A 10564-nucleotide genomic window follows, 5' to 3' on the forward strand; every position below is an offset into this window, starting at 1 on the left:
ATATTGAGTACTATAATCACAAACGCATCAAGCAGAAACTCAAAGGCCTGAGTCCGATAGAGTATCGAAATCAGGCCTTGGGTACCGCTTAACTAAAATGTCCAAGTTTTTGGGGTCACTTCATTTAAGCGGTTTTTTGTTGCTTGGCTAAATGGCAATCAGGCTAACGAGTGCGGCAGATAGCCACGAATCTCTTTGGGCGACAAACCGGTCACATTTTTGTCCAAGGTAAACACCACCTGTTTGGAAACGCGCGAACCGAAGGCACTACGCAAATCCCCCAAAAAGGAGGGCGCGGCGATCACAAACAGACGGTCATATTTATTCTGATTGAGTTCGTCGCACAGATGGGAAGCGACCGTTTTGGCAAAATTGATCTCCTCCTGCTCTTTGGGGGTCGTTTCGTCGTCATAGATGTGTCCGCCACCGCCAAAATTACCGCGCCCTTTCCCTGGCAAGTCGGAATCCAACTCTTGCTCATGCAATCGCGCTTGAGGATGACTCAAGGTCTCAATTTCAATCAAGTCTGCAACTGAGTTTTCAGCTGTAAAAATACGTGCTCGGCTACTGTCTGCTACTAGAATCCATGCTGGTTTCATTACTCTCACCTCATCTGACATCGGTTGACTGGGATTGTGCTTTATCAAAACTAAACAGACAAATTCACAACTCCGGATGAAAATTCATTGTACGCCCATGTCATTGAAAAATGATAGCCCCTTACGCCTCAAGAACTTTTTACGGCAACGATATCTGGCTTAAACTTGCGTTATATCAAGCCGTTGTCACAGGAGGCATTTTGTTGATGCAGATGCCATTTCTGCCGGCGTTTTTAGCGATATACAGCGATTGATCCGCCACTTCAAACAGGCTTTGCAAGTCTGCCGACTGGCCCGCTTCGCACTGCAGATCGCCTTTTTCCAGCAGTTCCATCAGATGACAGCCTGCCGTTTTTTCGATGGTCGCCGCACCCATCGTCACAGACACCTCAACACCTTGCGGATGCAGCAGATTAACACGACGCCGCAGTTTTTCGAGTTTTTCCTCGGCCTGCAAGCGGTTACAATCCTGCATCAGAATTAACACCTCATCCCCGCCGTAACGCACCGCAACGTCGTTGGGATGCAGATACTCGCGCACCAACTCCCCGACTTGCCGCAGAACTTCATCACCCAACGCATGGCCATGGTTATCGTTAATCATTTTAAAATGATCAATATCCAGCAGACACAAGGTAATCGATTGGTTGTTTACAATCGCCTGGCGGATAAAGCGTTCACCGAACTCATCCATGAACAGACGGTTGTTCAATCCCGAAACGGGATCCAGATAGACCTTAAGATGCAATGCCTTTTGCGAGGCGATATGTTCGTCCAACTGCTTTTTATTAAGCACCAGATTAATGGCGCGTGCCAGAAAGTCGGTTTCATGGAACGGTTTGGCGATGAAATCGCCGGCACCGTGTTTCAGCACATAGACCTGACGCAACAGGTCATTCCAACCGGATACCGCCAAGATCGGCATATTACGGATCGAATCGCGGCCCTGGCGAATCAAGTGTATCAGGCCGATACCGCTGATCTTGCCTTCCAGAATCAGGTCGGTCACCATCAGGTCAAACGACTGGCTTTCCAGCAGATTGATCGCCTCTTCACCGCTTTTTACATGGGTCACCTGCCATCCGGCATTTTCCATCAGATACTTGGTGTAATCCGCCGTGCTTTGTGTATCTTCGACATACAACACCTTGGCGCTGATACGCACGGTCGCATAAAACAACAAACTCTTCATGGCGCGTTTTAAGTTCTGAAAATCGCTCTTCAAAAAGATTTCGGTGAACCCGGCATCATAAGCCTTGCGCTTGAACTCCTTGGCCATGTTTGAGGTGATCAGAAACTTCGGTGTGCCTTCCAAATGCGAAAACTGCTTGAGCCGCGCCAGAAGCTCGAAGCTGTTCATATCCCCCAGTTCATGAGCAATACTGATGGCGCTCGGCGTCATGTCGGCCAGAATTTGCAGCGCCTCCTTGCCGTTCACCGCATCGGTGAGGGTGACGTCGTTGCCGCTGAGCAACTGCTTGACTACGCCGCGATAACTGGCGGAAGGATCAATAATCAAAATATTCATAAACACGTTTCAGATAAATAGGTCCGCTACAAACAAAAAAGCCAAAGCGGCGAACCCCTTTGGCTAACTTAAGTGCAATCATTCAACCCTTAAATGGAATGCAAAATCGCATTGAAGGTGGCGCTGGGGCGCATCGCCTGCGCGGCCAGCTGCGGATCAGGCTGGTAATAACCACCAATCTCCACCGGCTTGCCCTGTACCGCAATCAATTCTTCAACGATCTTCGCCTCATTTTCCGTCAAGGCCTTGGCAATCGGCGCAAAACGGGCTTTAAGCTCGGCGTCCTTATCCTGTGCCGCCAGCGCCTGCGCCCAGTACATCGCCAGATAGAAATGACTGCCGCGGTTGTCGATACCACCCAACTTGCGTGACGGCGATTTATCGTTTTGCAGGAACAGGCCATTTGCCTGATCCAGTGTGTCCGCCAAAACCTGCGCTCTTGGGTTGTCAAAGTTTTGCGCCAGATGCTCCAGGGAGACCGCCAACGCCAGGAACTCACCCAGTGAATCCCAACGCAAATAGTTTTCCGCCAGGAACTGCTGCACATGCTTCGGTGCGGAGCCGCCCGCACCCGTTTCAAACAGGCCGCCGCCGTTCATCAAAGGCACAATCGACAGCATCTTCGCAGAGGTCCCCAGTTCCAGAATCGGGAACAGGTCGGTCAGATAATCGCGCAATACGTTTCCTGTCACCGAAATAACATCTTTGCCTTCTTTAATATGGCGCAGCGTGAAGCGCGTGGCTTCTTCCGGCGACATGATATGAATTTCCAAACCGGTCAGATCGTGATCCAGCAGATAGTGATTCACCTTTTCAATCAATTGGTGGTCATGCGCACGCTGCGTATCCAGCCAGAAAACCGCCGGCATGCCGCTCAAACGGGCACGATTCACCGCCAGCTTGACCCAATCACGAATTGGCTCATCCTTGGTTTGACACATGCGGAAAATATCACCCGCTTCAACCGCCTGCTCCAACAAGGTGTTGCCATTGGCATCCACAACCTTGACCGTTCCGTTAGATTGCACTTGGAAGGTCTTGTCGTGCGAGCCGTATTCCTCAGCCTTTTGCGCCATCAAACCGACGTTAGGCACCGTTCCCATGGTTCTCGGATCAAACGCACCGTAATGTTTGCAGAAACGGATGGTTTCCTCATAAACGCCGGCATAGCAACGGTCCGGAATCACGGCCATGGTATCCTGCTGTTTGCCCGCTTTGTTCCACATCTGCCCGGAAGAACGAATCATCGCCGGCATGGAAGCGTCGACAATCACGTCACTGGGGACATGCAGATTGGTAATGCCTTTGTCGGAATCGACCATCGCCAAATCGGGCTGTTGCGCCATGACCGCTTCGATATCCGCTTCGATTTCGGCTTTTTTGTCCGCCGGCAAAGTGGCGATTTTGGCAAACAGATCCCCCAGACCATTATTGGCATTCACACCCAACTGCTTGAACGTTTCGGCGTGTTTGTCGAACACGTCTTTGAAGAACACCTCGACCGCCTGGCCGAAAATAATCGGATCGGACACTTTCATCATCGTCGCTTTCAGATGGAGCGAGAACAGCACGCCCTGCTCCTTGGCTTCGCTGATCGCTTTTCTCAAAAACGCTCTCAAGGCTTTCTGACTCATCACCGAGGCGTCAATGATTTCACCCGCTTTCAATGGCGCGTAGCCTTTTAACTCTTCAACCTGACCATCGCTCCCGACGAATTCGATTTTGAACTGATTGTCTGCAGCCAGCGTCACCGATTTTTCGGAACCATAAAAATCCCCTTCGGTCATGTGTGCGACATAGGATTTGGAATCGGCCGACCAAGCCCCCATAGAGTGCGGATTCTGCTTAGCATAATTTTTCACTGAAAGCGGCGCGCGGCGGTCGGAGTTACCTTCACGCAATACCGGATTCACCGCACTGCCCAATACTTTGGCATAACGCGCTTTAATGGACTTTTCTTCATCGGTTTGCGGGTCGGCCGGATAGTCTGGCAATGCATAACCGTGTGCCTGCAACTCTTTAATCGCTGCCACCAGCTGTGGAATTGACGCGCTGATATTCGGCAGCTTGATGATATTGGCCTCCGGCGTCAACGCCATTTGTCCCAGCTCGCTCAATGCATCGCCCAAGCGTTGCTCTTCATTCAAAACCTCTGGAAAGTTGGCGATAATGCGCCCGGCCAACGAGATGTCTCGGGTTTCGACCTGCACGCCGGCCACTTGGGTAAACGCCTGTACAATAGGCAAAAGCGAATAGGTCGCCAACGCCGGGGCTTCATCCGTCAGGGTATAAATGATTTTAGAGCTTTCAGTCATGGAAATTCCCGCTTTGCTGAGTCCGGACACTGAGTACGCCAGAACTGGATTCAAATAAAAATGGTAGAATAACGCCATATTCTAACCGACTGCCGCCTGAATTGCAGTTTCAAGTCACGCCAAGTGGGTAAAATTTCCAACCCTGCAAACCATTCGCCCGTTATGAGTCAGATACTGCTGTTTAATAAACCCTTCAATGTTCTTTGCCAATTCACCGACGAACCGCAATACAAAGGTCAACGTGAAACACTGGCCGATTACATCCAACAACCCGGATTTTACGCCGCGGGCCGCCTGGATCGCGATTCCGAAGGACTGTTGCTACTCACCGACGACGGCAAACTGCAGCACCGCATCAGCGATCCCAAACACAAGCAGCCCAAGACCTATCTGGTGCAGGTGGAGGGCGAAGTCAACCGCGAGGCCTTGCAGCAACTGCAACAAGGCGTATTGTTGAACGACGGCATGACGCTGCCCGCCAAGGTACGCAAGGTCAATGCACCGCAATGGATTTGGGAGCGCAATCCCCCCATCCGTGAGCGCAAAAACATCCCCACCAGCTGGTTTGAACTGACCATCACCGAAGGGCGCAACCGCCAAGTCCGGCGTATGACCGCCGCAGTGGGTTATCCGACTCTGCGCCTGATACGCACCCGTATCGGCGATTTTAAACTCGGTCAGCTTAAACCCGGCGAAAGCCAACTGATCGATCTTTAAAGATTTCACTGGCATGAAGCCCGCTTTTGTTAAAATAGCCGCATGAATACATCAAACAAACCTCATTCCGAAACCAAAGTGATTGTTGGCCTCTCCGGTGGCGTCGACTCTTCCGTAACCGCCCTGCTGCTGAAGCAGCAGGGTTATGATGTGGAAGGGTTGTTTATGAAGAACTGGGAAGGCGACGATACTGAAGATTACTGCCCCGCTGCCGAAGACCTCAAAGACGTTATCGCCATCTGTGAAAAACTCGACATCCCATTGCATATCGAGAACTTTTCCAGCGAATACTGGAACCGCGTCTTCGAGCACTTTCTGGCAGAGTATCAGGCCGGGCGCACGCCCAACCCAGACATCCTGTGCAACAAGGAAGTCAAGTTCAAAGCCTTTCTGGATCACGCCTTGACGCTGGGCGCAGACTTCATCGCCACCGGCCATTACGCCCGCATTTCGCGCGATCACGACGGCACTTGCCACCTGCTCAAGGGGTTGGACAACAACAAGGACCAGAGTTACTTTCTCTACACCTTACAGCAACATCAGCTGCGCCACGCCATGTTCCCGATTGGCGAGCTGGAAAAACCTTACGTGCGCCAATTGGCCGAGGAAGCCGAACTGATCACGCATGACAAAAAAGACAGCACCGGCATCTGTTTTATCGGCGAGCGCAAGTTTAAAGACTTTTTACAGCGTTACCTTCCCGCACAGCCCGGCGACATCATCGACGACCAAGGCAACGTCATCGGCCGTCATGATGGCCTGATGTACCATACCATCGGCCAACGCAAAGGGCTTGGGATTGGCGGCGGCCATGGCAATAAAGATAACGCGCCATGGTTTGCGGCCGATAAAAATCTGCAGACCAACCAGCTCATTGCGGTGCAAGGCAAGGATCATCCGTTGCTACAGCATGCCGTGGTGGTGGCCGGCACGCTGGACTGGGTTGCCGGCCATGCGCCGAACATGAATGCCCCCTTGAAAGCCAAAATCCGTTATCGGCAAGCAGAGCAGCCCTGCAAAATCGTTGACGCTGTCGGCCGACATTTGATTGTCATGTTTGATGAACCGCAAACCGCCGTGGCCCCTGGACAATCGATCGTCTTCTATGATGACGAAGAGTGTTTGGGCGGCGGCATTATCGAACAGCGCCACCACTCCCTTGAACAGGCCAGACAGGCGCTGGCAGCCCACTGAATAAAATCTGCTTAACTAAATACGTTAGAAGACCACAGACGACAGGAAAATTATGGCTCATTATTCAGATCAGGATCGCGCTATCGGTTTAATCGGCATCTATCAGGCGGCACAGATGGTTTACGACCTCGCCACTACCGGAAAAACCGATGAAACCGCTTTTAAAGCGACGCTCAACTCGCTGTTTTGCGACCAACCGGAAAACACGCTGGCGGTCTTTGGCGGCCAGGCGGACAATATTCAGGTTGGCGTGCGCACCCTGCTGGCGCAGATGAGTTCGGACATGGCGGTGCAAAACCGCAATGTCGAAGTCACGCGTTATGTGCTCAGCATGATTATTCTTGAAAAAAAGCTCAGTCAACTGGGCGACAAAATGAACCGCATTTTCTCGATGCTCGAAACCTCCAAAGCGCAACAGCAGCATTTTGGCGAGTTGCACGAGAACGTCATTGCCTCGCTGGCGCGCACCTATACCGAAAACGTCAGTGACGTGCATCCACGCGTCATGGTCAACGGCAAGCACGGCCATCTACAAAACCCGGCAATTGCCAATAAAATCCGCGCCCTGCTGCTGGCCGGCATCCGCGCATCGACCTTATGGCGCCAGGTGGGCGGTTCTCGCTGGGGGTTGATCTGGTCACGCAAGAAATACTTGCGCGCCGCGCAATCGCTGCTGCGTGAACAAACACCCCATTCCCATTTTTCGGACTCACAAGACTAAAACTTTGTGCTTACCCCAAACAAGGAAGACCCATGCAGATTATTCTAGACCCAAATCCCTCTGCGGAAACACTCGCGCAACTGGATGTCGATAACTGGCCCTTTTGGGAAAAGGAGATCTCCTCCTTCCCGTGGTTTTATGACAGCGAAGAGACCTGTTATATTTTGGCAGGCGAAGTGACGGTAACGCCTACAAATGGCGAACCCGTAACAATCAAAGCCGGCGACCTGGTCACTTTCCCCGAAGGATTGGAATGCCGTTGGCAGATTACCCAGCCGATTCGCAAACACTATCAGTTCAGATAATTGGGTATGTAAATTTTGTGATTGTTATAAATAGACTTTACACCCAATAAATATTCTTGAGGACGGGTAAGTTCGGCCCCTTTGAGTTGAGTGTTAGCCAGACTTGGCGAAAGGCTCTGAAGGCGATGAGCTGTCTGAGCAACCTTTGGTTGCGAGTTCGAAATCGCCAGAGCCTGAGGCTTAGTCTGGCTTCACGAGACGAGTAGGGGTGCCCTTTCTTTTCGCCTCTTTTCTTTGGGCAAGCAAAGAAAAGGGGCATCTCAAGGTATTCACAATTCCTATTTTGGATGCTTTTCACTACTTGAGAAAAATATAAATTGTGGACAAAACAATCACAAAATTTACATACCCAGATAATTTTGCTTAGAATTCAGACATAAAAAAACCGGCATTGGCCGGTTTTTTTATGGGTACGGTTGTTGAGCCACCCGGCCTGCTGATTTTTATCGCATCAAAAAATCGCAAGCCGACTCCTAGCCTTTATTTAAGCGTTTTATAGTTCGCTTTCTTGACGATATCAGCATGAGAAATGATCGCCTGCAAGCGCGCCTCCACCTCAATGGATGCCATCATCTCGCCCATCGCCCCGGCCAACTGAGTTTTCTGTGCAGCAGTGATCTCACCGTCTTTGATCCCTTTGACCTGAATCAATACGGTATCGCCCGTTGTGAGCTGATGCGAACGCCAGCTGGTTTTACCCTCGGCCGGTTTGGCCGCTTTAAATGCCTGCTGCGTCATTTGCGGCAACATGCGTTGATTATTGCGGTCAATCCAGCCAACGGTATGCCATTCAACACCATTACCCATCAGAGATTCCGGATTCTCGCCGGCTTCAACCTTGGCTAGCAGCGTTTTGGCCAATTTGGCCGATTCGGCAAGCGCGGCCTCACGCACCAGACGCTCTTTAATCACGCTGGCCACTTCGTCCTGAGTTTTCTGGCGCGCTTCAAAATAATCCTTCACACGCACCACAACCGCATGGTTATTGCCCAAATCAATCGACGCACTGTTAAGGCGAGATTTGAGCACCTCATCGCTGAACACGGCATTAATGACTTTAGGATTGCTAAAAAACGTTTCCTTGCCGCCATCACGCCCAAACGGTTCGGATGTGCTCAGTTGCACACCCGCCGCTTCGGCCGCAGGTTGCAGCGTATCCGACTGCTCATAAGCCAGGGTGTTGACCTTTTCCAACAGATCAAAATACTGCTTTTCTGCCTGCTGCATCTGATACTGGTGGGTCACCTGCTCTTTGACTTCGGCAAAAGGCTGAGTCTGTCTGGCTTCAATGGCTTCCAATTTAATCAGATGGTAACCGAAATCGGTTTTAACCGGTTCGCTGACCTGGCCGACCTGCATCGAGAACACCGCCTTGTCGAATTCCGGCACCATCATGCCTTGCTCAAAACTGCCCAGATCCCCGCCGCTGTTGGCCGAGCCCGGATCCTGCGAATAGGTTTTGGCCAAGGCTTCAAAAGACTCGCCGTTTTTGAGCTTTTCCTGAATTTCCGCAATGGTCTTTTTGGCGGCAGCATCACTTGCGTCATCGCCCGCCTTCACATCAATCAGAATATGCTTGGCATGACGCTTTTCGGGAACGGTATACAGCGCCTGGTTGTCATTGTAATACGCCAGCAATGCATCATCATTAATGGCGATGTTCTTGGCCAACGCTTCCTGCGACAGCTCGACGTATTGCACCACAACCTTTTCCGGTTCTACGAACGCCGCTTTATTTTTATTGTAGTAATCAGCCACGTCTTCATCGCCGACTTCAACCGTCTTCAAAAACGGACGATGGTCGACACGCAGGTAATTGACGTCGCGCTGCTGCCCCTGCAATTTAGCCAACTGCTCAACCTCAGATTGCGTTGCAAATGAGGAGGCCTGCGTTAAAGCGCGATACTGGTTTTCAAGCAGATACTGACGTTGCTCATACTCAAAACGCGCCACATTCAAGCCGTTGCGCAGCAACACATCTTCATAGACTTTTTGAGAAAACTTGCCATCCTGCTGGAACACCTCGGCACCATGGATCGTCGCTGCCAATTGCTGATCGCTGATCAACATGTGGTTCTGCGTTGACCATTGACGAATCGCCTCGGATTCGATCAGCGCCTGCAAAACCTGATCGCGCAGCTCCTCGTCCTTCACGACCTGCTCGTACATATCGCCAAACTGCTGTTGCAAGCGTTGTTTCTGACGGTTGTAAAGCGTCATAAATTCACGCGCCGTGACATTTTCACCGTTTACGGTCGCAACCACTTCAACCTTGTCGCCGCGGGCATACTGGTCGATACCAAATAATGCAAACGTCAAAATAATCAAACCGACAATCACCCAGGCAATCCAGCCTTGCGCATGATTTCGAATCGCTTGTAACATGCTTTTTCCTTTAATCCAAACTTAGATAAATCAACCGAAAATAGCGTTTATGATACCAAGCTAACCCTAGGGTTTCATCCTATTTAGGGTAAATTACACGAAAATTTAATCTTGCTGTCCCGGCGGAAAAACGGACAAACCGTTAAGTTTAAATGCGAAAGGGTTTAAACTAGGCTGACTGCCCTTTTCACTCGGAGACAAAGTGAAAAATTTGCTCTATGTCGATGACGATCAATCCATGCGTGCGTTGATTGCGCTGGTGTTGGGAAAACATTACCTGTTGAAGCTTGCCAACGACGGCTGCGTGGCGTTGCACGCCTTGGAATCGCATCCGTTCGACCTGGTGATTTCCGATATCAATATGCCCAATATGGACGGCTTGCAACTGCTGACCGCCATTCGCGCCCATCCTCAATACCGGCATCTCCCGGTACTGTTGATGAGCGCCGAAACGGATGAATTGATAAAGCAGCAGTGCAAACAGCTCGGTGCGACCGGATGGATCAGCAAACCCTTTAACCCGGAAAAACTCCTGAAAGCCATTGAAAAGGTGCTGACACCGCCTGCCGATTAACACCAACCGCAGCGCGCTTGTTCCGCCAAATCCGGCCTCAAAAAACTCAACAGGCCGGGTATCTTGCGCAAACAGCAGCCATAAAAAAACCGGAAACAAGTGAAGTGACCCCCAAATGTTGGACACCAACTTTGGGGGTTTTTCATGTCCAAATACAGTCGCAATACAAAAGTCACCATAGCAAAGCGCTATCTTCAGGGCGAAAATTCTACCGCTCTCTCAACAC

Annotated in this window: 10 protein-coding genes; 6 read left to right on the plus strand and 4 right to left on the minus strand. The window is 50.9% G+C overall.

The annotated features are described in order from the left end of the window. Positions 1 to 92: IS3 family transposase (locus tag HZ297_RS11680; protein WP_178863934.1), on the plus strand; the 92-nt coding region annotated here is incomplete at its 5' end. A 66-nt stretch (positions 93 to 158) separates the two neighbouring features. Here HZ297_RS11680 and HZ297_RS11685 read toward each other — a convergent pair. The 3 genes from HZ297_RS11685 to HZ297_RS11695 form a co-directional block, all read right to left on the minus strand. Continuing rightward, positions 159 to 599, minus strand: coding sequence for a host attachment protein (locus HZ297_RS11685; RefSeq protein ID WP_178863936.1), 441 nt, complete (start codon positions 597 to 599; stop codon positions 159 to 161). Positions 600 to 774: 175 nt separating this feature from the next. Further along, positions 775 to 2127: a GGDEF domain-containing response regulator gene (locus HZ297_RS11690; RefSeq protein WP_178863937.1), complete on the minus strand. Its 1353-nt coding sequence runs from the start codon at positions 2125 to 2127 to the stop codon at positions 775 to 777. An 89-nt stretch (positions 2128 to 2216) separates the two neighbouring features. Further along, positions 2217 to 4442: an NADP-dependent isocitrate dehydrogenase gene (locus tag HZ297_RS11695; protein ID WP_178863939.1), complete on the minus strand. Its 2226-nt coding sequence runs from the start codon at positions 4440 to 4442 to the stop codon at positions 2217 to 2219. A 162-nt stretch (positions 4443 to 4604) separates the two neighbouring features. Between HZ297_RS11695 and HZ297_RS11700 the strand changes: the two genes are divergently transcribed. Genes HZ297_RS11700 through HZ297_RS11715 form a run of 4 tightly spaced genes read left to right on the plus strand, consistent with a single transcriptional unit; the run spans position 4605 to position 7379 of the window. Next, the gene (locus HZ297_RS11700; RefSeq protein ID WP_178863941.1) at positions 4605 to 5159 is read left to right on the plus strand and encodes a pseudouridine synthase; all 555 of its coding nucleotides are present in this window, start codon (positions 4605 to 4607) and stop codon (positions 5157 to 5159) included. Positions 5160 to 5201: 42 nt separating this feature from the next. Continuing rightward, entirely contained in the window at positions 5202 to 6353 is a 1152-nt protein-coding gene (mnmA, locus tag HZ297_RS11705; protein ID WP_178863943.1) for a tRNA 2-thiouridine(34) synthase MnmA, read from the plus strand. Positions 6354 to 6405: 52 nt separating this feature from the next. Next, positions 6406 to 7074: a high frequency lysogenization protein HflD gene (gene hflD / locus HZ297_RS11710; protein WP_178863945.1), complete on the plus strand. Its 669-nt coding sequence runs from the start codon at positions 6406 to 6408 to the stop codon at positions 7072 to 7074. A gap of 32 nt (positions 7075 to 7106) precedes the next feature. Further along, positions 7107 to 7379 (plus strand): cupin domain-containing protein, encoded by a 273-nt coding sequence (locus HZ297_RS11715; RefSeq protein WP_178863947.1) that lies wholly within the window; start codon positions 7107 to 7109, stop codon positions 7377 to 7379. Positions 7380 to 7859: 480 nt separating this feature from the next. Here the strand turns inward: HZ297_RS11715 and HZ297_RS11720 are convergent, their stop codons facing one another. Further along, a complete protein-coding gene (locus HZ297_RS11720; RefSeq protein WP_178863949.1) occupies positions 7860 to 9764 on the minus strand; it encodes a SurA N-terminal domain-containing protein in 1905 nt (634 codons plus the stop codon). A gap of 202 nt (positions 9765 to 9966) precedes the next feature. Here HZ297_RS11720 and HZ297_RS11725 point away from each other — a divergent pair, with 202 nt between their 5' ends. Then, positions 9967 to 10338 carry a response regulator gene (locus tag HZ297_RS11725; protein WP_178863951.1) on the plus strand — a complete coding sequence of 124 codons (372 nt, stop codon included), beginning with the start codon at positions 9967 to 9969 and terminating at the stop codon, positions 10336 to 10338. Positions 10339 to 10564: the final 226 nt, after the last annotated feature.

It is taken from the genome of Thiomicrorhabdus cannonii (genome assembly GCF_013391695.1).
GTDB classification, from domain to species: Bacteria; Pseudomonadota; Gammaproteobacteria; order Thiomicrospirales; family Thiomicrospiraceae; genus Thiomicrorhabdus; species Thiomicrorhabdus cannonii.

Coding starts and splice junctions, on each gene's coding strand:
- HZ297_RS11695 (WP_178863939.1), bottom strand. CDS start 4,442: ATGACTGAAAGCTCTAAAATCATTTATACCCTGACGGATGAAGCCCCG.
- HZ297_RS11720 (WP_178863949.1), bottom strand. CDS start 9,764: ATGTTACAAGCGATTCGAAATCATGCGCAAGGCTGGATTGCCTGGGTG.
- hflD (WP_178863945.1), top strand. CDS start 6,406: ATGGCTCATTATTCAGATCAGGATCGCGCTATCGGTTTAATCGGCATC.
- mnmA (WP_178863943.1), top strand. CDS start 5,202: ATGAATACATCAAACAAACCTCATTCCGAAACCAAAGTGATTGTTGGC.
- HZ297_RS11685 (WP_178863936.1), bottom strand. CDS start 599: ATGAAACCAGCATGGATTCTAGTAGCAGACAGTAGCCGAGCACGTATT.
- HZ297_RS11690 (WP_178863937.1), bottom strand. CDS start 2,127: ATGAATATTTTGATTATTGATCCTTCCGCCAGTTATCGCGGCGTAGTC.
- HZ297_RS11715 (WP_178863947.1), top strand. CDS start 7,107: ATGCAGATTATTCTAGACCCAAATCCCTCTGCGGAAACACTCGCGCAA.
- HZ297_RS11700 (WP_178863941.1), top strand. CDS start 4,605: ATGAGTCAGATACTGCTGTTTAATAAACCCTTCAATGTTCTTTGCCAA.